The organism is Alsobacter ponti (assembly GCF_024294805.1).
Classification (GTDB): Bacteria; Pseudomonadota; Alphaproteobacteria; order Rhizobiales; family Beijerinckiaceae; genus Alsobacter; species Alsobacter ponti.
Genome location: NZ_JANCLU010000013.1, coordinates 78996 through 101494, shown reverse-complemented (window position 1 = coordinate 101494; position 22499 = coordinate 78996). Strand labels below are relative to the sequence as shown.

The window sequence follows — 22499 nt, the reverse complement described above, 5'->3', positions numbered from 1 at the left end:
CCTTTCGCTGTTGTCGTGTTCACGCGCTTTCGCGGGTGATGGCCTTGAAGCTTCTGGTCTGCGCCGTCAGCGCGATCTCGCTGGGCAGGCGCTCCATCGAGCTCGCGCCGTAGAAGCCGTGGCAGCCCGGGCACCGCGAGAGGATGAAGCGCGCGTCGTCAGGCCCCGAGATCGGACCTCCGTGGCACAGCACGATGATGTCGGGCCTGGTCGCGCGCGCGGCCTCAGCCATGGCGTTGATGGGCGCGACGCAGTCCTCCAGGCTCAGCGCCGTCTCCGCGCCGATGACGCCGCCCGTCGTCAGGCCCATGTGGGCGACGACGATGTCGGCCCCGGCCTCCGCCATCGCGCGCGCCTCGTCCGGATTGAAGACGTAGGGCGTGGTCAGCATGTCCTTGGAGCGGGCGAGGCGGACGAGGTCGACCTCCTTCCCGTATCCCATCCCCGTCTCCTCCAGATTGGCGCGGAAGACGCCGTCGATCAGCCCGACGGTGGGGAAGTTCTGGATGCCGGCGAACCCCAGCGTCTTCAGCCTGTCGAGGAAGCTGTCGAAATGGCAGAACGGGTCGGTGCCGTTGACGCCGGCCAGCACCGGCGTGTGCTTCACCACGGGCAGCACTTCCGACGCCATCTGCAGGACGATCTCGTTGGCGTTGCCGTAGGCGAGCAGCCCCGCCAGGGAGCCGAGCCCGGCCATGCGGTAGCGGCCCGAATTGTAGATGACGATGAGGTCGATGCCGCCGGCCTCCTCGCACTTGGCGGACAGCCCCGTGCCGGCGCCGCCGCCGATGATGGGCTCGCCCCGGCGGATCATGTCGTGGAACCGGGCGACGAGGCCCGCTCTGTCGAATCGCATGGTCATGTCTCTGCGAGCACGGCGTCGAGGTGGTGGACGACAGCCTGGGCGAAGCCGGGGTCGTTGATCGCGAACGGCACGCGCTCCAGCCGGCGTCTCGGGCCCGGCTTCCAGTGCGTTTCGAGCGCGGAAAACAGGGCCGCGTCGGCCTGTGGATCGTGGAAAGGCTGGCCCGGCGCGTCGAGCAGCGACACGCCTTTCTCCGGGATCAGGAAGCGCACCGGGCCCTCGCACGCGCCCAGCCGCCCGGCGATCCACGCGCCCATGCGCGCGTTCTCCTCGGGCGTGGTGCGCATGAGGGTCACCTGCGGATTGTGCCGGTAGAACAGCCGGTCCGCGTAGCGCGCCGGCACGGTGTCGGGCGCGCCGAAATTGACCATGTCGAGCGCCCCGCACGATCCGACATAGGGCGCACGAGAGCGGGCGACCGCGCCGAAGCGGTCGGGCGTGCACGCCATGATGCCGCCCATCATGAAGTCGCAGACCTCGGTGGTGGTCAGGTCGAGGATGGCGGCGAGCATGCCGGAGTCGGCGAGCTTTTCCATCGATTGCCCGCCGGTCCCGGTGGCGTGGAACACGAGGCAGTCGAAGCGGTCCTGAAGCGCCTCCGTCACCTGGCGCACGCAGGGCGTGGTGACGCCGAACATGGTGAGCCCGATGGCGGGCTTCGTCTCCGCCGCCGCGTCGCCGCCGGTCGCCTGCAGCCGGCCCTTGGCCATGCCGGCGACGGCGTGCGCGGCGTTGGCGAGGATGACGCGCGAGATCCGGTTGAGTCCGGCGAGATCGGTGACCGAGTACATCATGGCGATGTCGCTCGGGCCGACGTAGGGCGCGACCTGTCCCGACGCGACGGTCGAGACGATGAGCTTGGGCGTCCCGACGGGCAGTGCGCGGAAGCCTTGCGCCACGATGGCCGTGCCGCCCGATCCGCCGATGCCGAGGGCGGCGAGCACATCGTCGCGCCGCGCCGCCATGAATGCCGCGAACGCCTCGCCCATCGCCGCCACGGCGCTGCCCCGGTCGCCGGTGAACACCGCTTCGACGCCGTTCGGGTGGCAGGCCGCCACTTCGCTCGCGGGGATGTCCACCCTCGCGGCGTGTGGCGTCGTCGACAGGTCCACGACGAGCGGGTCGAGGCCGGCCGCGCGCACGATCTCGCCGAGAAAGGCGAGTTCGGCCGCCTTGGTGTCGGCCGTGCCGGCGATGAAGATGCGGCTCGCCATCGCGCTCTCCGGTCAGATCGCCTCGATGGGCGGCATCTTGACGTTCAGCATCGGTCCGGCCTCGATCACGGCCGGACGAGCCCACCGCACGCCGTTGGCGATCACCTTGCACACCGTGGCGTCGTGGTAGGTCGGGAAGGTCTCGTGTCCGGGACGGAAATAGAAGATGCGTCCCCGCCCGCGCCGGTAGCAGCACCCGCTGCGGAACACCTCGCCGCCCTTGAACCAGCTCAGGAAGACGAGCTCGTCCGGCGGCGGAACCTCGAAGGGCTCGCCGTACATCTCCTCGCGCGGCAGCTCGAAATAGGCCGGCACGCCCTGCGCGATGGGGTGGGCGGGGTCGACGGTCCAGATGCGCTCCAACTCGCCGTCGGCGCGCCAGCGCACCGTGCATTCGGTGCCCATCAGGCGCTTGAACGGCTTGGAGAAATGGCCCGAGTGCAGGACCACCAGTCCCATGCCGAGATTGACGCGCGCCGCAACCGCGGCGGCGAGAGCATCCGAAACCTCGTCGTGGGCCCGGTGACCCCACCAGACCAGCACGTCGGTGCCGTTGAGCACGTCCGGGGGGAGACCCTGGTCCGGGTCGTCGAGCGTCACCGTGCGGACGTCCGTGACGCCGTTGGCGCGAAGGCCGGCGGCGACGGCGGCGTGGATGCCTTCGGGATAGATCCCGCTGACGACGGGGTTCTGCTTCTCGTGCCGGTACTCGTTCCAGACGGTCACTCGCATCGCGGTTCACTCCAGGGAGAGGGTTGCGGATCGCCCCTCGTCAGGCTTCGTGCAGCCACACCGACATCTCGCCGGGGGCGCGGTTGTCCCATGCGAAATAGGGGATGGCCGTGAGGGTCGCGGGCTCGGCGGCCGCCGGCTCGCGCCGGTACAGGCGGCCCTCCCAGCCGGCGGCGCTCGCCGTCTCGGCCGGTCCGCTGACCACGGCGACGCCGCCGAGCAGGTCTGCACGGAAGCGCGCAGACAGCGTCCCGGTCTTCGGAAGGCTCATGCGGTGGACCGGGGCGGTCTGGTCGACCGCCTCGGCGCAATAGAGCACCGGCCCGCGCCGCAGCGCGACGCGGCCCCGGTCGGCGCGGACGTCGGGGTGGGCATAAAGCCGCTGAACGTCCATCGGCAGGTCGAGCTCGACCGTGTCGCCGTCGCGCCATTCGCGACGGACCCAGGCGTAGCCGTCGCGCGTCACGGCGGAGAGGTCGACGGCCTCGCCCGCGATGCGCAGCGTGGGCCTTTCGCACCAGCCCGGAATGCGCAGGAGCAGCGTGAAGGCGGAGGGCTCGTCGAGGCCGAGGCGAATGCGCACCGCACCGTCCCAGGGATACGACGTGCGCTGGGAGACGCGGACCGTCCGGCCGGCGACGGAAAGCTCCGCGTCGTTCTCCGCGTAGAGATGAACCGCGAGGGCGTCGTCCCCGACGCCATAATGGAACGAGCCGATCGAGGCGACGAGGCGCGCCAGGTTCGGCGGGCAGCACGGACAGCGGTGCCACTCCCAGCGATGCCGGTCGCCCTGGCTTTCGAGCGGGTTTTCGTAGAAGAACCGCGAGCCGTCGAGCGACATGCCCGAGAGCGCGCCATTGTAGAGCGCCTGCTCCATGATGTCGGCGTAGCGCGCGTCCGGCGACACGCCCAGCATGCGGCTGGCCCAGAAGACGAGGCCGACGGCGGCGCAGGTTTCGGCGTAGGCGCTTTCGTTGGGCAGGTCGTAGTCGCGCGTGAAGCCCTCGTTGTCCGGAGAGGGGCCGAGGCCGCCGGTGACGTAGAGGCGCTTGGAGGTCAGGTCCTCCCACAGCGTCTCCAGCGTGCGGCGCAGCCCATCGTCGCCGAACTCGGTCACGAGGTCGGCCATGGCGGAATAGAGGTACATCGCCCGCACGGCGTGGCCGACCACCTTGGTCTGCTCCCGCACCGGAACGTGGGACTGGTTGTAGTCCGGCGCGCGGTGGGCGAAGGCCTCGGGCGGCTCGTTGCGCTCCCTCGCCTCGACCTCGAAGAAGCGAGGCTTCTGGCCGCGCTGGTCGATGAAGTAGCGCGCCTGGTCGAGATAGCGGCGGTCGCCCGTGACGCGCGCCAGCTTGACCAGCGCCAGCTCGATCTCCTCATGCCCGCAATAGCCGGGTCGCCTGGGCTCGGGGCCGAAGCGCTCGATGATGTGGTCGGCGTAGCGGCGCACGACGTCCAGGAACTTGCGCTTCCCGGTGGCCTCGAAATAGGCGACGGCCGCCTCGATCATGTGGCCGGCGCAGTAGAGCTCGTGGCAGTCGCGCAGGTTCAGCCAGCGCTTGCCCGGCTGCATGCGCTGGAACCAGCTGTTGACGTAGCCGTCCTCGGCCTGCAGGTCGGCGTACATGTCGACGATGCGGTCGACCATCGCCTCGAGCTCGGGATCGCGCTTGCCGGCCAGGCACGCGGCGCTGGCCTCGATCACCTTGGCGACATCGGAGTCCCAGTACATCTGCGCCGTGACGTTGCCGCCGACGGGGCGGACGGCGCTGCCGCCGAAAGCCGTGCTGAAGGGGATGCGCTGCTCGGGCACGGGGCGATGCGGGTCGATCTGGTCGAACATGCCCGCCTCCTCGCAACGCCGGTGCAGGATCGGCACCGTGCGCGCGCGGGTGGCCTCGATGCGGTCGGCCCAGAAGCCGCCCATCCGCACCTTCCCCAATCCGGGAGGACGCAGGCAGCCGCAGGCGAGCGAAGCGAGGCGGGTGGGAGAAGTCATGGCGGTCGCGTCCTTCGACGTCATTTCAGCGCCCCCGCGGTGAGGCCGGCGACGATGCGGCGCTGCAGGAAGAGGAAGAGCACCAGGATGGGCAGCACGAAGATTGACGAGAACGCCATCACGCGGTGCCAGTCGGCGTATTCCGCGCCCACGAAGCTGTAGATGCCGACCGTCGCGGGTTGCAGCTCCTGCTGGCTCATCAGCGTCATGGCGTAGACGAACTGCCCGTAGGCCTGCACGAAGCTCAGCGTGCCGACGACGATCAGCGGCACGCGCATGATCGGCAGGACGATGAGCCGGAAGGTCTGCAGGGGTGTGCAGCCGTCGACGAACGACGCCTCCTCGAGCTCGTAGGGCACCTGCCGGAACATCGGCCGCAGGATCACCAGCGCGAAGGAGAGCGTCTTCGACGCGGTCGCCAGAATGACGGCGGCGAAGGTGTTCAGGATGCCGAGCGACTTGAAGATGATGAACATCGGCGTCGCCAGCAGCGCCTCGGGGAACACCTGCAGCAGCAGCACGAGCACCAGGGCGACGTCGACGAGGCGTCCGCGCAGGCGGCTCATCGCGTAGGCGCCCATCGAGCCGAGCAGCAGGGTCAGCACCGTCACGGGAATGGCGATGGCGAGGCTGTTGCGCAGGTAGCGCAGCACGTTCTCGCGCAGGAAGATGTACTCGAACGAGGCCAGCGTCGGCTGGCGCGGCACGAAGGTCGGCGGATTGGCGAAGATCTCCGCCGTCGACTTCAGCCCCGAGATGAACATCCAGTAGATCGGGAACAGGTAGAGCAGCACGAAGGCGGTGGCGAAGACCGCGTGGGGGATGCCGGCGAGCGGCAGGGCGCCGAGGCGGCGGAAGCGAGGCTGCTTCATTCTCCGCCCTCCTTCTTGAGCGTCCGCACGTAGACGAGCGCGACGCCGAACACGATCACGAACGCGAAGGTGCCGATCGCCGAGCCGACGCCGAACTGGAATTGCTGGAACGAGAACTGGTAGCTGAGGAGAGGCAGCACGTTGCTCGCGTCGAGCGGGCCGCCCTGCGTCATCGCGAAGATCAGGTCGAAGGCGCGCATCGTGTAGATCGTCACCAGGCACGCAATGGCGAGCAGCGCCGGGCGGATGGCCGGCAGCGTGATGTAGCGGAAGCGCGCCGTGGCGCCGGCGCCGTCGAGGGCGGCCGCCTCGTAGAGCTCGAGAGGCACGCTCGTCAGCGCGGCCGCGATCAGGATCATGCTGAACGGCATGCCGAACCAGATGTTGGCGATAGTGACGGAGGTCAGCGCCACGGCGGGGTCCGACAGCCAGTGCACCGGCGAGCCGATCAGGCCGAGCGCGCGCAGGACGAAATTGGCGACGCCGTACTCGGTCGCGAACATCCACTTCCACAGCGCGCCGACCACCAGCGCCGGCAGCATCCAGGACGCCAGCAGCAATCCGCGCAGAAACGAGGCCCCGGGAAAGCGCTGGGCGAAGAACATGGCGAGGCCCAGCCCGATGGAGACCTGGGCGACGACGTTGACGCCCACGAAGACGAGCGAATTGATGAAGACCTTTCGGAACGAGGCGTCGGCCATCACCTCGCGATAGTTGTCGAGGCCGACGAACGGGCGAACGAGGTCGGCGATGTTGCCGAGGTTCACCTCCTGCACGCTCATGATGACGTTGTAGACGATGGGGAAGCCGACGAACGCGAGCAGATACGCGATCGGGACGAAGAGGAAGACGTGGAGCAGCGCCGTCCGCGTTGCGAGCATCACAGGTCTCCGCGGTGCCAAGGGGGGCCGGCGGCGGCTGGGCCGCCACCGGCGTCGTCGTTACGGATCGGCGAAAGCCGGCGGGCGATCAGAGCGGCGTCTTCGCCAGGATCGGCTCGATCTTCTTGGCGGCTTCCGCCAGCGCCTGGTCGGCGGGCTTCGTGCCCGTCAGCGCCTCCTGCATGGCGGTCTGGATCGCCTTGGAGATGTCAGGCCATTGCGGGTGCGGGCCGCGGGCGCGGGCGCTCTGGAGCTGCTCGCGGTAGATCGAGTAGGCCTGCGGCCAGAGCGGGTTCTGCACCACCACGTCGTTGCGCGGCGCGAGACGTCCGGTCGCCCAACCCTCGTTGAGAATCTTCGGGTTGGACATGAACTCGATGAACTTGAAGGCGCCGTTGACCTGCTGCGCGCCCTTCGGCACAACCCAATCGTAGCCGCCGAGCGCGGAGGCCTTGATGTTCTTGCCGTCCTTCACGGGCAGCAAAGCGAGCTTCCAATCGAACTTCGCGTCGGTCTGCAGACGGGGCAGCTCCCACGGGCCGCACAGCACCATGGCGCTGTTGCCGGCCATGAACGTGTTTGTCACCTCGTACTGGCGCTGGTTGATGACGTCCTTCGACGCCGTGCCGTTCTTGACCATGTCGGCCCAGAACTTCAGCGCCTCGGCGGCCTCCGGCGTGTTGAGCTTGCTGACCGAGCCGCCGGCCTGGTGCAGGAAGGGCAGCCACTGGAACACGCCTTCCTCGCCCTGCACGGCGCTGAAGCCGAAGCCGTAGACGTTCTTGGCCGGGTCCTTCAGCTTCTCGGCGGCGGCGGAGAGTTCCGACCACGTCTTGGGAGGATTGTTCGGGTCCAGGCCTTTCGCCTTGAACATGTCGGCGTTGTAGCAGAGCGCCAGCGTGTTGGCGTCGCGCGGCACCGCATAGATCTTCGACTTCCAGAGACCGGACGCCCAGGGGCCCTCGAAATAGACGTTCGGCTTGATGTAGGTGGACTTCGACACGAGGTCGGTGAGATCGGTCAGCGTGCCTTGGGCGGAGAAGCTGGCGACGACCGGATTGTCGAGCGTGACGAGATCCGGGACCGAACCCGTGGCGATGGCCTTGATGAGCTCGGTCGCGATCTGGGGACCCGGCACGATGCGCGCGTCGATCTTGTACTCGCTCTGGGATTCGTTGAACGACTTGATGCCGCCATAGATCATGTCGGTTTCAAGCGTGAACGGATGCCAGAGGGTGACCGTCTTGGTTTGCGCCGAGGCCGGCGTCAGGGCGAAGCAAACCGTGCCCGCAAGGGCGAGCGCTAACTGCTTGAGCATGGCGTTCCTCCGTTGTGGGGCTTGCTTGGTGTTATGACCCCGCCTGTCAAACTCCCCTCCCGGCGGCCAGGCCGCAACGAGCCGTTGCCCCCTCTTGGGTAAAAATGGGGAGTTCGGTGTATCCGCGGGGTCCCTTGGGGCGGAGGGGTCGGCGTCGCGTCACGTCCGGCGCAACGGGCGCGCCGGGCAGGCGGCCGGAGAGGCCAGGACGCAGGCGCGCGCGAGCGCGCCGCTCTCGGCGAGAGAGTGAGAGCCGCGCGCCGGCGGACGGCTGAGGCGTCCGCCGGCGCTTGTTTTCAGATCGTCACGGCGCGAGGCTGATGACGTTCCACGAGGCGGGCTTCAGCGTGGCGCGGATGCGGCCGCCCTCCACCCGCACGCCGGCGAGCGGGGCCGGGGCGACGTGATCCGGCCGCGCGCTGCTGTTGGCGGCGCGGAGGTCGTCGTGGCGCAGCTCCAGCGCCTCGCGCACCGCCAGAGACGCGAAGCCGCGCGCGTCGATGGAGACGTCGAGCTCCTGGTCGAGGTCGCGGTTCAGCAGGAACAGCGAGAGGCCGCCGCTCTGCTCGTCCGCGACGGCGGCGACCTTCAGGTAGGGCACGGCCGGAATCGGGAAGTACAGGTCCTGCGCGCCGCGCGGGTCGTAGTAGGTCGCTTCGTAGGTGTCGCTCGTCACCTGCGTCCGCAGCACCTTGCCGCGTCCCAGCCGGCTCATCTGGGCGAAGGGGTGGAAGATGGTCTGCCGCCAGGCCGGCCCGCCGGTCTCGGTCATGATGGGAGCGATGACGTTGACGAGCTGGGCGAGGCAGGCGGACTTCACCCGGTCGGCGTGGTTCAGCAGGGAGATGCACGCGCCGCCGAAGGCGAGCGCGTCCTCCATCGTGTAGATCTCCTCCAGGATCGGCGGCGCGACGGGCCAGCCCTCCTTGACGCGATCCTTCCGGTTGCGGCGCGTCCGGTACCAGACGTTCCACTCGTCGAAGCTCAGCATGATGCGGCGGTTCGAGCGCCGCCGCGCGGCGACGCCGTCGGCCACCGCGACGACCTCCTCGATGAACTGGTCCATCAGGTCCGGGCAGGCGAGAAAGGCCTTCGTGTCCTGCGCGTAGTTGTTGAGGTAGGTGTGCAGCGAGATGTACTCGGCGTGCTCGAACGTATGCTCGAGCACCTCGTCCTCCCACCGCCCGAAGGTGGGCATGTTGCGCCCGGACGAGCCGCAGGCGGCGAGCTCGATGGTCGGATCGATCCAGCGCATCATCTTCGCCGCTTCCTTGGCGACGAGTCCGTACTGGGTCGCGGTCTTGTATTCCATCTGCCACGGGCCATCCATCTCGTTGCCCAGGCACCAGAACTTGATCCCGTGCGGCTGCTCCCAGCCGTGCTGGCGGCGCAGGTCGGACCAGTAGGTCCCGCCGGGATGGTTGCAGTACTCGACGAGGTTGCGGGCCGCGTCTCCGCCGCGCGTGCCGAGGTTGACGGCCAGCATCGGCTCGACCTGGGCGGCGCGGCACCAGTCCATGAATTCGTTGGTGCCGAACGTGTTGGGTTCGGTCGAGAACCACGCGAGGTCGAGCCTGACCGGGCGCTGCTCGACCGGGCCCACCCCGTCTTCCCAGTTATAGCCGGAGACGAAATTGCCGCCCGGATAGCGCATGATGGTCGGGCCGAGCTCCTTCACCAGCTCCAGCACGTCGCCGCGGAAGCCCTTCTCGTCGGCGGTCGGGTGGCCCGGCTCGAAGATGCCGCCGTAGACGCAGCGCCCGAGATGCTCGACGAAGGCGCCGAACAGGCGCGGGTCGGTGTGGCCGATCGCGAAGTCGCGATCCATCAGAACGGAGGCTTGTCTCATCTGCGTCTCTTTCCGGGCTCGTCGGATCGTGGCGGCGCATCCTTCCGCGACCGACCGGACGGGGGTCGGCGCGGCGATGCTTGGGGCGGGGAAGCGGCGTGAACCGCGCCGGCGTTCGGGTGAGGCGAAGAACCCGGGGGCCGAAGCCCCCGGGCTTTCGATGTCAGCGGTTCTTGAGAAGCTGGTCGGCGCGCTCCTGCGCGTCCTTGCCGGCCGCCGCGGCGGACTTGCCGCCGTTGATGATGTTGTTGACCTCCTCGCCGACGATCGACTGGAAGCCGAACTGGCGGCGGACCTCCTTCGGCATCGCCTTGCCGATCTGGGAGATCTTCACGACGTTCTCGCGCTGGGGCAGCTTGGAATACTCGGCCATCGCGGACTGGCGGACGGGGAGGTGGCCGCCGCCGCGCGCCCAGTTGATGTTGTTGTCCCAGAGGAACTTCATGAAGGTGAGCGAGGCCTTGCGGGTCTTGTCGTCATTGCCGCCGCGCAGCAGCACCCAGCTGTGATTGTCGGCCCAGACCACGTCCTGCTTGAACATGTTGGGGAAGATGCGGGCGGCGTAGCCGTCCTTGAGCGCCGAATCCGGCTTGGCGGAAGCCGCCAGGAAGTCGTCGATGCGCCAGGTGCCCGTCATCATCACCGCCGCGTCGCCGTTGAGGAACGCGCCGAGCGCGGCCGCGCCGTCGAGGCCCTTGGTGATCGCGCCGGCCTTGGTCACCGCCTCGAAGAACTCGAAGGCCTTCTTGGCTTCGGGGGTGTTGAAGTCGGGCTTCTCGGGGCCGTTGGCGAACAGGTCGCCACCCTGCGTGTAGAGCAGCGTGTAGAAGCCGCGCGCGCCGTTGCCGGCGTCGCCGGAGGCGAGCGTGCCCATGGTGAAGTAGGGCTTGCCGGTGGCTTCCTTGATCTTGGCGGCCTGGGCCATCATCTCGTCGACGGACTTCGGGATGATCGGCTGGCCGGCGCTGTCGACGAGGCCGGCTTTCTTGAACATGCCGACATTGATGTGCCACAGCCAGGAATGCGTATCCCACGGCAGGGCGCTGACCTTGCCGTTGACGGTGACGCCCGTCTTGGCGTGAGGCGTGAAGTCGCTGACGTCGATGCCGACCGACTTGAACGCGTCGTCGAGCGGTTCGACGATGCGCGCGAAGTCGCCGATCTGCGAGGTGTGCATCACCGCGACGTTGGGCACGTCCCTGGCGGCCAGCCGCGCCGTCAGCTGCTGGTAGTAAGGGCCCCATTCGATGATCTGGGGCTTGACGACGATGTTGTCCTTGTTCGTCGCGTTGAACACGTTCACCAGCGTGGTGATCATGCCGCATTCGCCGCGCGCCTTGGTCAGGTCGGTGTTCGTGCCGTAGTCGGCGTCGCACGCTCCGAAGAAGCGCGCGAGCGTGATCTCGGTCTTCTGCTGGGCCTGGACGCCCGTTGAGGCGGCGGCGGCCACAAGGCCTGCGAGCAGGGCTCTCTTGATCGTCATGAGCGTTTTTCCCGGCGGTGGATTGTCATGTCCGGCGCCGGGCGCCACCGACGCCCGGACCGGTTGAGAAGTCCGGCGCTACTTCGCGAAGCCTCCGCTGACGGCGGTCACGATGTGGCGCTGGAAGAAGAGGTAGAGGATCAGCACCGGCAGCCCGGCGAAGACGGCCTGCGCCATCAGGAAGCCGATGCCCTCGGTCTGCGCGAAGTTGGTCTGCGTCGCCGCCAGCCCGATGGTCAGCGTGTACATCTCGGGCTTGGTGGCGGAGACGAGCGGCCAGAAATACTCGTTCCAGGCGTGAAGGAAGGTGTAAATCCCCAGCGTCGCCTGCGCCGGGATCGACAGCGGCAGCACGATGCGCAGGAAGATCTTGAAGCGCGACGCGTTGTCGAGCATCGCGGCCTCCTCGATTTCGGCGGGGATGCCGCGGAAATACTGCGTCATCAGGAAGACGCCGAACGGCACGGCCAGACGCGGCGCGATGAGCCCGAAATACGTGTTGTGGAGGTTGGCCTCGGCGAACATCGTGTGCAGCGGCACGATGATCGCCTGCTCGGGCACCGCGAGCCCCGCCAGGACCGCCACGAACACGAGCCGCTTGCCGGGGAAGTCGGTGCGCGCGAAGCCGTAGCCGGCCAGCGTCGAGAGCGCCAGCGTCAGCAGGGTCTGGCCGGTCGCCACGATGGCGCTGTTCAGCATCCAGCCGAACACTGCCGAGGTGGCGATGATGTCGGTGTAGTTCTTCAGCGTGAACGGCGGCGACAGCAGGCCGCCCGTGGTCTTCATGATCACGTCGTTCGGCTTGAACGACAGGCCGATGACCCAGAAGATCGGCGCGAGCCAGCAGATCGCCAGCGCGACGACGGCCACGAGGATCAGCCGGTCGCCGAAACGTCCCTGGATGGAGGCGCGCATGCTCAATCCTCCTGTTTCGAGCGGCCGATCCAGATCTGGAAGAAGGACGCGGCCAGCATGAGGACGAACAGCACCTGCGAGGCGGCGGCGGCATAGCCGAGCGACCAGTCGCGGAAGCCCGCTTCGTAGATGAACATCACGATCGGGCGCGTGGCGTTGTTCGGCCCGCCATTCGTGATGAGGTGGACCTGCCCGAAGATCTGGAATTGCAGGATCACCTCGATCACCGCGACGAGCACGATGGTGCGCCGGATCGACGGCAACGTGATCCGCGTCAGGGTGGTCCAGCGCGACGCGTTGTCGAGCGCGGCGGCCTCGTAGACCTCGCGGGGAATCTGCTGCAGGGCCGCCAGGAAGAGCATCATCGGCAGGCCGATGATCCACCACACGGTGACGATGGCGATGCCGGGCATGGCCAGCGATTCCGTCGTCATGAAGCTCGGCGAGGAGAGCCCCACCGCGCCGGCGGACACGGCCAGCAGGCCGCGCTCCGGCATGTAGACCAGCCGCCAGATCAGCGTGACGATGGTGACCGACAGCACCGAGGAGCCGAAGAAGATCGAGCGCAGGACGGCGCTGCGACGGTAGGTGTCGTTCAGCGAGATGGCGAGGAAGAGCCCCAACGCCACGAACGCCGGGGTCGACAGGCAGACGAAGTAGACGGTGTTGAGGACCGAGCGCAGGAAGATCTTGTCCTCCCACAGCCGGGTGAAGTTCTCGAACCCGACGGAACCGCCATAGCCGCCGAGCATGTCGTAGTCCTGGAAGCTCAGCCACATGCCGACGCCGAGCGGCAGCACCATCAGCGCCAGGAAGGTCAGGAAGAAGGGCAGCACGAACAGCCCGTTCGCCCAGGTCCGCCGACCGACGACGCCGGCCGGCCTCGAGAGAGCCGCCGCCTCAGCCATGGCGCGGGCCTCCCTCCAGCGTCGGCGCCTGATGGGCCTTTCCGGAGGCGTCGAACAAATGGAGGAACTGGCGCCGGAAACCGAGCGACACCGCGTCGCCGACGGAAACCGGGCTGTCGCCCTCGTCCTCGTAGACGACGGCCGCGCCGTTGCGCAGGCGCGAATAGACCAGCGTGCGGTCGCCCAGGCGCTCCACGACGTCGACCGTCGCGGGAATGCCGCCGCCGGTCGTCACGTGTTCGGCGCGCACGCCCAGCTCGGCCGGCACGGCTTCGAGGCCGGCCGTCGGAATGTCGGTCTGTACGACCGTGCCGTCGCCGAGCCGCACGGCGGCCATGCCGCCTTCGCCAGCGGCCGGCTCCACCTTCAGGAAGTTCATGGCCGGCGAGCCGATGAAGCCGGCGACGAACCGCGTGGCGGGCCGCCGGTAGATGCCGAGCGGCGTGCCCACCTGCTCGACCCGGCCCTGGTTCATGACCACGATGCGCGTGGCCATCGTCATGGCCTCGACCTGGTCGTGCGTCACGAAGATCATCGTCGCCTTCATGCGCTGGTGCAGGCGCGACAGCTCGACGCGAGTGCGGGAGCGCAGCGCGGCGTCGAGGTTGGAGAGCGGCTCGTCGAACAGGAACGCGCGCGGCTCCTTGACGATGGCGCGGCCGATTGCGACGCGCTGGCGCTGCCCGCCGGACAACTGGCTGGGCCGGCGCTCGAGCAGCGCGTCCATCTCCAGCATCCTGGCGGCGGCCTGGACGCGCTCGTCGATCTGCGCCTTGGGCATGCCGATGTTCTTCAGCCCGAAGGACAGGTTCTCGCGCACGCTCATGTGCGGGTAGAGCGCGTAGTTCTGGAAGACCATGGCGACGCCGCGCTCGCCGGGAGGGGCGCGGTCGATCCTCTGGCCCTCGATCTCGATTTCGCCGGAGGTCACATCCTCCAGCCCGGCGATCATGCGCAGCAGGGTCGACTTCCCGCAGCCGGACGGGCCGAGGAAGACGGTGAATTCGCCGGGGTCGATGGCGAGCGACAGGTCGCTGATGACCGACGTCGTCCCGAACTTCTTCGAGACGCGCTTCAGAACGATACTCGTCAAAGGCGCTCCCTCCCTGGAAGCGATTGTCATATTGTATGACTTATTGACGAGGCTAAAGCCGCGCGCTTAGCTGGTCAACACGAGTTTCGGCATTCGGCTAGAGCGGGCGACGTGGTGAAAACGGGCGGCAAGGTGATGGGGAACCTGGGCACGCAGGTCGCGGCCCTGCTCGGGCGGCGCATCGTGTCCGGTGAACTGGAGCCCGGCGCGACCCTGCCGACCGAAGCCGAGCTCTGCGACAGGTACGGCGTCAGCCGCACCACGATCCGCGACGCGCTCAAACGCCTGCACGGCAAGGGCCTGATCGTCGGGACCGCGCGCGCCGGCACCCGTGTGCTGCCGACGAGCCGGTGGAGCCAGTTCGACGCCGACCTCCTGACCTGGCGGCTCGAGGCCGGCCTCGACACGGCGCTGATTCAGGAGCTGCACGAGATCCGGCAGTGCTTCGAGCCCGAGGCTTGCCGTGTCGCCGCACGGCACGCCTCGCCTGAGGATCACGCGCGCATCCGCGCCGCGTTCGACGAGATGGCCGCCTGTCGCGAAACGTCGTCGCTGGTGATGGAGGCTGATCTTGAATTCCACATGGCCATCGTCGACGCCACGCACAACCGGTTTTTCATCACGCTGGGCCAGGCGGTGAAGACAGCGCTGCGCGTGTCGTTTGGGCTGCTGCGGGACCGGCCCGGACTGCCGGATAACGAGCTCGCGATGCACGGCGACATCGCGGACTGCATCGTCGAGGGGCGCGGCGACGACGCCGCGCGAACGATGCGCGATCTCATTTCCCTGGCCCGCAGGAACATCGACGCGCGCATCGGCGCGCCAACACCAAGCCGCCCGGCCTGAACCGGCGCGGCCCGATCAACCTGGAAACGTCCCGAGGACCCCATGCCCGCCACCGTCACCCGGCCGCCCGCCATTCCGCTCGTCACCATCGACCCGCACACTAGTGTCTGGTGCTTCGCCGACAGGCTCACGGACGACTGGCCCCGCCACTGGACGGGCTCCAAGATGGCGCTTTACGGCGTCGTGCGCGTCGACGGCGTCGCCTACCGTTTCCTGGGTGGCGACGAGTGGCTGGCCCGCGCGGCGACCCAGACCTCCTGCGTCGTCGAGGCGACCCGCACCGTCGCGCAATTCCGCTGCGGCGCCGTCGAACTCGAAGTCGAGTTCCTGACTCCGCTCCTGGTCGACGACCTCGACCTGTTGTCGCGGCCGGTGACCTATCTGCGCACCGCCGCGCGCGGCCTGGACGGGCGGCCGCACCGCATCGAGGTCTATGTCGACATGACCGGCGAATGGGCGGTCAACCTTCCGCACGAGCGGGTGTACTGGGACCGCTGCGGCACTGACAAGCTCGCCGCGGCTTCGCTGCGCTCGGAGAACCAGGCGGTGCTCGCCGCCTGCGGCGACCATCGGCGCATCGACTGGGGGCGCGCCTTCCTGGCCGGGCCGGCGGGCGATGTCGTCGCCACGGTGGGCGACATCGACATTTCGCGCGACAGCTTCGTGCAGACGGGCCGCGCCTCGGAGAAAGGGCTGAAGACCGCCCCGCGCAAGGTCGACTACAACGCCGACGCCGTGATGGCGCTCACCTTCGACCTGTCCGTCGAGCCGGGCGAAGCCGCCGACCAGACCGTCATGGTCGCCTATGACGACGAGTGGTCGATCGAGCTTTTCCATCGCCGCCTCCGTCCGTGGTGGCGGCGCAACGGGCTGGAGGCGCTGCCGATGCTGGAGCAGGCCTGGGCCGAGCGGGAGACGGTGCGCGCCCGCGCCATCGCCTTCGAGGCCGAGCTGAGGACGCGCGCCGTCGCGCTCGGCGGCGAGGGCTACGCCTCGCTGCTCGCGCTCACCTGGCGTCACGCGCTGGCCGCCCACAAGCTGGCGGAAGGCCCCTCGGGCGAGCCGCTCCTGTTCTCGAAGGAGAACTTCTCGAACGGCTGCATCGCCACCGTGGACGTGACCTATCCGTCCGCGCCGCTGTTCCTCGCCTACAACCCATCGCTGATCCGCGCGATGCTGGATCCCTACTTCCCCTACTGCTCCGGCCCGGACTGGCCCTACCCCTTCGCCGCGCACGACCTGGGCACCTATCCGCTCGCCAACGGCCAGACCTACCGCAACTGGGACAAGGACAAGACGCAGGACATCGTCGAGACGCAGATGCCGGTCGAGGAATGCGGCAACATGCTCATCCTCGTCGGAGCGCTGACCCGGGCCGAAGGCCGGGCCGACTACGCGCGCCAGCACTGGACGCTGCTGACCCAGTGGGCCGATTACCTTGTTGAGACCGGGTACAATCCGGGCGACCAGCTCTGCACCGACGATTTCTCGGGCGTGCTCGGCCACAACGTCAACCTGTCGGGCAAGGCGGCGATGGGCCTCGCCTGCTACGCCATGATGGCGGGGATGCTCGGCCACGCGGAGGAGGCCAGCCGCTATCGCGGCGTCGCGGAGGAGTTCGCGCGCCACATCCTCAACTCGCGCGACGGAGACGGCACGCGCCTGGCGTTCGACCAGCCCGGCTCGTGGAGCATCAAGTACAATCTTGTGTGGGACCGGCTGCTCGGGCTCGACGTCTTCCCGCAGGAGGAGATGCGCCGCGAGCTGGCGTTCTACCGCACCAAGGTGGAGCTCTACGGTCTTCCGCTGGACAATCGCGGCACGATCACCAAGCCCGAGTGGATGCTGTGGGCCGCCTCGCTGGCCGACGACCGCGAGTTCTTCGAGGACTGCGTGGAGCGCATCGTGCGCTACGCGAACGAGACGCGGAACCGCGTGCCGATGTCGGACCTCTACCTCACCGACAGCGGGCGCAAGATCGGCTTCCAGGCCCGCTCGGTTGTGGGCGGGCTGTTCATCCGCTTCCTCGAGGAGTGGGCGACCCCGCGCGGCTGACGCCGCGCGCCCGGCTCAGGCGGGGCGCAGCTCGCCATAGGCTTCGCTCGCGGCGAGCAGCTCGGCGGAATAGGGGTGCTCGACGGTTCCGGCGCGCAGGCGCTCGACGTCGAGCCGCTCCAGGATCCGGCCGCGCTGCATCACCGCGAGCTCGCCGCACATGTGCGAGATCACGGCGAGGTCGTGGCTCACCAGCAGGTAGGTCAGTCCGCGTCGGCGTCGGAGCTCGGTCAGAAGGTTGAGGATTTCGGCCTGCACCGAGACGTCGAGCGCCGAGGTCGGCTCGTCGAGCAACAGCACTTCGGGCTCGACGATCAGCGCGCGGGCGATCGCCACGCGCTGGCGCTGCCCGCCCGACAGTTCATGCGGGAAACGCCAGCGGAAGGCGGGGTCGAGCCCGACTGTTTCGAGCGCGCGGTCGACGCGCGCCGGTCCGCCGTTCAGCCCCAAATTGCGCAGCGGCTCGGCGAGCTGCGCGGCAATGGTCTGGCGCGGGTGCAGCGAGCCATAGGGGTCCTGGAACACCATCTGCACCCGCGAGTAGAACGCACGGTCGCGCCGCGCCGGCACGGGCCGGCCATCGAGCAGGACGTCGCCGGAGTGGCCGGGCACGAGGCCGGCGATGGCCCGCAGAACGGTCGACTTCCCGCAGCCGGACTCGCCGACGAGCCCGAACGTTTCGCCTTTCTCGATCGCGAAGCTCACCCCGGCGACGGCCGGCGCCCCCTTGCGGTCGAAACGGACGACGAGGTCGCGGACGGCGATCATGCGCTCTCCCGCCAGGCTGGGTCGCGCACCAGCGTCGGCAGGATCTCCCGCGGCTGGCGGATCAATGGGAGGGAGGCCAGCAGCCCTTGCGTGTAGGGGTGCTTCGCGTGGTCGATCTCGGACGCCTTCAGCGCCTCGACGACGCGGCCCGCATACATGATCAGGACGCGGTCGCAGAAGCGCCGCACGAGGTTGAGGTCGTGGCTGATGAACAGCAGCCCCAGGCCCTTGCGCGCCACCAGCTCGTCCAGCAGGGACAGAACCTCCATCCGCACCGTGACGTCGAGGGCGGAGGTCGGCTCGTCGGCGATCAGCACCTCGGGTCCGCCGGCGAGCACCATCGCGATCATGACGCGCTGGCCCATGCCGCCCGAGATCTGGTGCGGGTAGAGCCCGGCCACGCGCTCCGGGTCGTGGATGCGCACCTGCCGCAGCAGCGCCAGCGTCGCCTCCCGCGCGGCGCGCGCGCCGGCATGGGCGGGGCTGTGCAGGCGGAACGTCTCGGCGATCTGCAGCCCGACTGGCACGACCGGGTTCAGCGAGTACTTGGGATCCTGCATGATGAGGCCGATGCGCCGGCCGCGGATGCGGCGCATGATCTTCTCGTCGGCGGCCAGCACGTCCGTGTCGCACACGACGAGGCGGTCCGCCGCGACCGTCGCCGAGCGCGGCAGCAGGCGCATCAGCGCCCGCCCGACGGTCGACTTGCCGGAGCCCGACTCGCCGACGATGCCGATCTTCTCCCGACCGAGGTCGAAGCTGACGCCGCGCACGGCGTCGACCGGGCCCTTCTGCGTGGCGAAGCGCACCGTGAGGTTGCGGGCCGAGACGAGCGGCGCGGACATGTCGTCAGGCCTCGTTTCGCGGATCGAGGACGTCGCGCAGGGCGTCGCCGGCGAGGTTGAAGGCAAGGCTGATCGCCGCGATGGAGAGGCCCGGCGCGGCCACCACCCACGGGCTGTCCAGCATGAACTGCCGCCCCGTCGACACCATCGACCCCCATTCCGCCAGCGGCGGCTGCGCGCCTAGGCCGAGGAAGCCGAGGCCCGCGGCCGTGAGGATGACGCCCGCCATGTTCAGCGTCACGCGCACGATCACCGAGGGAATGCACAGCGGCAGGATGTGGCGCAGCACGATGCGCATCGGCGTCGCGCCCTGCAGCCGCACGGCGGCGATGAAATCGGCGTTGCGCAGGCTCAGCGTCTCGGCGCGCGCCAGGCGCGCGATCGGCGGCCACGCGGTCAGGGAGATGGCGATGCCGGCGTTGGTCAGCCCGGGCCCGAGGGCGGCCGCGAAGCCCAGCGCGAGGACGAGGCCGGGGAAGGACAGGAAGATGTCCGTGACGCGCATCAGCACCTCGTCGACCAGCCCGCCCGCGTAGCCGCTGGCGGTGCCGATGACGAGGCCGAGCGGGGCGACCAGCACGGTCACCAGCGCGACGATCTGCACGGTGGTCCGCGCGCCGTACACGACGCGCGCGAACACGTCGCGGCCGAGATGGTCGGTGCCGAACCAGTGCAGGGCCGAGGGCGGCAACAGCCTCTGCCGCAGATCCTGCGCGTTAGGGTCGACATGGGCGATCAGCGGGGCCAGCAGCGCCGTCGCCAGCAGGGCGGCGATCAGCGCCAGCCCGACCATGCCCAGTGGGTGGCGGCGATAGGAGGCCCAGCCTGCCGCGACCTGCTTCAGCGCGGCGTCCAACGCGCTGCGCGCCGGGCCGCGTGTGGGGCCGTCGTCGATGGCGGGGGAGGATGCCGACATGCTCAGTGGGTCCGGGCGTCGAGGATCCGGTAGAGCCGGTCCGATATCAGGTTGATGGCCATGAACATCGCGCCGGTGAGCAGCACCGCTCCCATCACCACGTTCATGTCGTTCATCGTCAGGCCGCGCGTGAGGTATTGGCCGAGGCCCGGCCAGCCGAACACGGTTTCCACCAGCACCGCGCCATCGAGGAGGCCGCCGAGCGTCAGCGCCACGATGGTGAGCAGCTGCACGCGGATGTTCTTGAAAGCGTGTCGCCAGACGACCTGCGCCGTCGAGAGGCCCTTGGCGCGGGCGGCGATCACGTATTCCTGGTTCAACTGCTCGAGCATGAAGCTGCGCGTCATGCGGCTGATATAGGCCACGGAGTAGTACCCCAGCAGCAGGCCGGGCAGGACGATGTGGGACACCGCGTCGCGGAACATGTCCCAGTCCCGCGCCATCGCGGTGTCGAGCAGCAGCAGGCCGGTCACCGGTTCGAGCATGCCCTCGTAGAACACCGACAGGCGGCCCGACGCGTCGACCCAGTGCAGTTTCGCGTAGAACACGAAGAGCGCCATCAGGCCGAGCCAGAAGATCGGCACGGAATGGCCGGCGAGCCCGATGATGCGCGCCACGTGGTCGATCAGCCGCCCGCGATTGACCGCCGCGACGATGCCGAGCGGCAGCCCGATGGCGACGCCGGTGATCACCGCGAAGACGGCGAGTTCGAACGTCGCCGGGAAGACGTGGCCGAGGTCGGACAGCACGCTGTGGCCGGTGGTGGCGGAGACGCCGAGGTCGCCGCGCAGCACGTTGCCGACATAGGAGGCGAACTGCTCCCACAGCGGCCGGTCGAGGCCGAGCTCCGCGTAGACGCGGTCGTAGGTCGCCTTGTTCACCTCCGCGCCGGTCACCGCCAGCACCGGGTCGGCCGGAAGCAGGCGTCCCATGGTGAAGGTGAGCAGCAGCAGGCCGAGCAGCGTCAGCGCGATCGACAGCAGGCGGCCGGCGACGCGCCCGAGCCCCGCCAGAAAGCGGCGGACGCGGTCGTCTTCGGGGTCGTCGGCCGGGGACGCCGTATGGAGGGTCGGCCCGTGCGCCGCGCTCACTCCTTGGTCACCCCGGACCACCGCGTCGACCACGTCTGGTGCCCGAAATAGCCCTTCACGTTGGTGCGCAGCACGTAGGGATCGGTGCGCTGGAACAGCACGATCAGCGACGGGTCCATCTCGCGATAGATCTTGTCCATCTGCTCGAACAGCGCCTTGCGCTTGGCGGGGTCCGTCTCGGACTTCGACTGGTCGACGAGCTTGGTCAGCTCCGGCGCGTCGAGCGCGGTGCGCCACAGGTAATAGCCGCCGAGCTTGGCCGAATCCCGGTTGTCGGGATTGTAGGCGTATTGCACGGCGGTGCCGAACGGATCGGGCAGGCGCGCGCCCGAATTGCCCATCAGCACCTCGAAATTGCGGGCGCGGAAATCGGGCGTGTGCTCGCCCGGCACGAGTTCGAGCTCGATGCCGGCGAGCTTGGCGCTGGCCTGCAGCGCCTCGGTGTTCTGGAGGTGGACAGGGCCGGCGGGGAAGAGTTTCTTCTTCAGCCCGTTCGGGTAGCCGGCCTCGGCCAGCAGCTTCTTGGCGAGAGCGGGATCGAACTCGTAGCCGGGCAGCGGATTGGCGGGCGCGCCGGCCATGCCCTTGGGGATGATCGACTGCCAGGGGAAGCCGGCGAAGCGCATGTTGGTCTGCGCCAGCGCCTTCCAGTCGAGCACGTGCTGGAAGGCGCGGCGGACCAGCGGCTTGGCGAGGTCCGGGTCCTTCATGTTGAGCGCGATGTAGTAGAAGCCGAAGCCCGGCACCTGGTCGATGACGACCTTCTCCTTGGCGAGCGCCTCGAGGTCGCCGGAGCCGACATACTGGGCGACGTCGATGTCGCCGGCCATGAGTTGCAGGCGCTGGTTCCCGGACTCCGGCACGTGCCGCATGATGACGCGCTTCATCGCCGGCGCGCCGCCCCAGTAGTTGGCCCGCGCCTCGCAGATGAGGATGTCGTTCGGCCGCCACTGGGTGAGCGAGTACGCCCCGCTCGGCGCGGCGTTCGCCTTCAGCCAGTCGCGCGCGAGGTCGCCGTTCTTCTCGTGCTGCATCGCGACCTTGCTGTCGATGATGCCGAGCGACGAGCCCGCTAGCGAATAGATGACGAGGTCGGTCGTGACGGGCTCCGGCAGCTCGACGACGAGCGTGCGGTCGTCGCTGGCGCGAATGAATTTGTCCACGTTCTCAGGGGTATAGCCCCACAGCGCGATGTCGGTGGCGCCGACCTGCCCCATCTTGATGACGCGGCGGATCGACCACGCGGCGTCCTCCGCGGTGATCGGGTTGCCGCTGGCGAAGGTCGCGCCGGCGCGCAGCTTGAAGGTGATGGAGCGCTTGTCGGGCGCGACCGTCCAGCTCTCCGCCAGCATCGGGCGGATCGTCTGCATGTCGTCGGGAGCGAGCTGGACGAGGTTGTCGTAGAGGTTCGAGACCACTTCCGACACGGTCCGCGCGTTGATCGCGGCGGGGTCGAGCGAGGGGATCGCAGCGAGATCGGTGCCGATCACCAGCATGTTGGGCGGCGACGCCGCCTGGAGCGTCGAAGCGGCCGCGGTCACGATGCCAAAGACCAGCCCGGCGGCCAGCGTGCGCCTCACCATGATGTTCCTCCATGCTCCATCGCTTCCGGATGGTCTGGACGACAATGCGTTTCGCCGCCTGTCGAGGCAAGTGCGATTAATGTGATTGTACGATGATCCGACGCATCGCACGCAACGCCGGTCTTTGCCGCGCCCTCTCTGCGAACACTTTGGAACAGTCGATTCCCACGGCTGTTCCGGGCGACTTCGCCGCGATGATCGCGCCGAGAAGACCGCCTGTTCCGCAGCCGAACTCCGGAATCTCCTGTTCCGCCGGTGTTCCG

19 protein-coding genes are annotated in these 22499 nt (G+C 68.6%); 2 read left to right on the top strand and 17 right to left on the bottom strand.

Annotation, left to right across the window (positions count from 1 at the left end; translation table 11 throughout):
- Positions 1-19: 19 nt before the first annotated feature.
- The 12 genes from NK718_RS14160 to NK718_RS14105 all read right to left on the bottom strand — a co-directional run bounded on the left by NK718_RS14160 (position 20) and on the right by NK718_RS14105 (position 14132).
- Positions 20-856 carry a phosphoenolpyruvate hydrolase family protein gene (locus tag NK718_RS14160; protein WP_254743507.1) on the bottom strand — a complete coding sequence of 279 codons (837 nt, stop codon included), beginning with the start codon at positions 854-856 and terminating at the stop codon, positions 20-22.
- A gap of 2 nt (positions 857-858) precedes the next feature.
- The gene (locus NK718_RS14155; protein WP_254743505.1) at positions 859-2079 is read right to left on the bottom strand and encodes a Tm-1-like ATP-binding domain-containing protein; all 1221 of its coding nucleotides are present in this window, start codon (positions 2077-2079) and stop codon (positions 859-861) included.
- A 12-nt stretch (positions 2080-2091) separates the two neighbouring features.
- Positions 2092-2811, bottom strand: coding sequence for a ThuA domain-containing protein (locus tag NK718_RS14150; protein ID WP_254743503.1), 720 nt, complete (start codon positions 2809-2811; stop codon positions 2092-2094).
- Positions 2812-2851: 40 nt separating this feature from the next.
- Complete coding sequence (locus tag NK718_RS14145) at positions 2852-4813, bottom strand: glycoside hydrolase family 127 protein (RefSeq protein ID WP_254743501.1); 1962 nt, start codon at positions 4811-4813, stop codon at positions 2852-2854.
- 20 nt (positions 4814-4833) lie between these two features.
- Entirely contained in the window at positions 4834-5685 is an 852-nt protein-coding gene (locus NK718_RS14140) for a carbohydrate ABC transporter permease (protein WP_254743499.1), read from the bottom strand.
- Positions 5682-6566: a carbohydrate ABC transporter permease gene (locus NK718_RS14135; protein WP_254743497.1), complete on the bottom strand. Its 885-nt coding sequence runs from the start codon at positions 6564-6566 to the stop codon at positions 5682-5684. The genes NK718_RS14140 and NK718_RS14135 overlap by 4 nt, the downstream gene beginning before the upstream one ends.
- A gap of 88 nt (positions 6567-6654) precedes the next feature.
- Positions 6655-7884, bottom strand: coding sequence for an ABC transporter substrate-binding protein (locus NK718_RS14130; RefSeq protein WP_254743495.1), 1230 nt, complete (start codon positions 7882-7884; stop codon positions 6655-6657).
- A 304-nt stretch (positions 7885-8188) separates the two neighbouring features.
- The gene (gene arfA, locus NK718_RS14125) at positions 8189-9733 is read right to left on the bottom strand and encodes an arabinosylfuranosidase ArfA (RefSeq protein ID WP_254743493.1); all 1545 of its coding nucleotides are present in this window, start codon (positions 9731-9733) and stop codon (positions 8189-8191) included.
- Positions 9734-9896: 163 nt separating this feature from the next.
- Positions 9897-11216, bottom strand: coding sequence for an extracellular solute-binding protein (locus tag NK718_RS14120; protein WP_254743491.1), 1320 nt, complete (start codon positions 11214-11216; stop codon positions 9897-9899).
- A 78-nt stretch (positions 11217-11294) separates the two neighbouring features.
- Positions 11295-12131: a carbohydrate ABC transporter permease gene (locus NK718_RS14115; protein ID WP_254743489.1), complete on the bottom strand. Its 837-nt coding sequence runs from the start codon at positions 12129-12131 to the stop codon at positions 11295-11297.
- A gap of 2 nt (positions 12132-12133) precedes the next feature.
- Positions 12134-13039 (bottom strand): carbohydrate ABC transporter permease, encoded by a 906-nt coding sequence (locus tag NK718_RS14110; RefSeq protein WP_254743487.1) that lies wholly within the window; start codon positions 13037-13039, stop codon positions 12134-12136.
- Positions 13032-14132, bottom strand: coding sequence for an ABC transporter ATP-binding protein (locus tag NK718_RS14105; protein ID WP_254743485.1), 1101 nt, complete (start codon positions 14130-14132; stop codon positions 13032-13034). Before NK718_RS14105 ends, NK718_RS14110 begins: the two co-directional genes overlap by 8 nt.
- 111 nt (positions 14133-14243) lie before the next feature.
- On the opposite strand from NK718_RS14105, the gene NK718_RS14100 reads away from it, so the two are divergent.
- Entirely contained in the window at positions 14244-14978 is a 735-nt protein-coding gene (locus tag NK718_RS14100; RefSeq protein ID WP_254743483.1) for a FadR/GntR family transcriptional regulator, read from the top strand.
- A 42-nt stretch (positions 14979-15020) separates the two neighbouring features.
- The gene (locus NK718_RS14095) at positions 15021-17033 is read left to right on the top strand and encodes a glutaminase domain-containing protein (RefSeq protein ID WP_254743481.1); all 2013 of its coding nucleotides are present in this window, start codon (positions 15021-15023) and stop codon (positions 17031-17033) included.
- A 15-nt stretch (positions 17034-17048) separates the two neighbouring features.
- Here NK718_RS14095 and NK718_RS14090 read toward each other — a convergent pair whose 3' ends face one another.
- From NK718_RS14090 to NK718_RS14070, 5 genes are all read right to left on the bottom strand, one after another.
- Positions 17049-17801, bottom strand: coding sequence for an ABC transporter ATP-binding protein (locus NK718_RS14090; RefSeq protein ID WP_254743479.1), 753 nt, complete (start codon positions 17799-17801; stop codon positions 17049-17051).
- On the bottom strand, positions 17798-18646 hold the full coding sequence (locus NK718_RS14085; RefSeq protein ID WP_254743477.1) for an ABC transporter ATP-binding protein: 849 nt from the start codon (positions 18644-18646) through the stop codon (positions 17798-17800). The genes NK718_RS14090 and NK718_RS14085 overlap by 4 nt, the downstream gene beginning before the upstream one ends.
- Positions 18647-18650: 4 nt before the next feature.
- Complete coding sequence (locus NK718_RS14080) at positions 18651-19562, bottom strand: ABC transporter permease (RefSeq protein WP_371877288.1); 912 nt, start codon at positions 19560-19562, stop codon at positions 18651-18653.
- Between the two features lie 2 nt (positions 19563-19564).
- Positions 19565-20575 carry an ABC transporter permease gene (locus NK718_RS14075; protein WP_256515628.1) on the bottom strand — a complete coding sequence of 337 codons (1011 nt, stop codon included), beginning with the start codon at positions 20573-20575 and terminating at the stop codon, positions 19565-19567.
- Positions 20576-20649: 74 nt separating this feature from the next.
- Positions 20650-22236, bottom strand: coding sequence for an ABC transporter substrate-binding protein (locus tag NK718_RS14070; protein WP_254743473.1), 1587 nt, complete (start codon positions 22234-22236; stop codon positions 20650-20652).
- Positions 22237-22499: the final 263 nt, after the last annotated feature.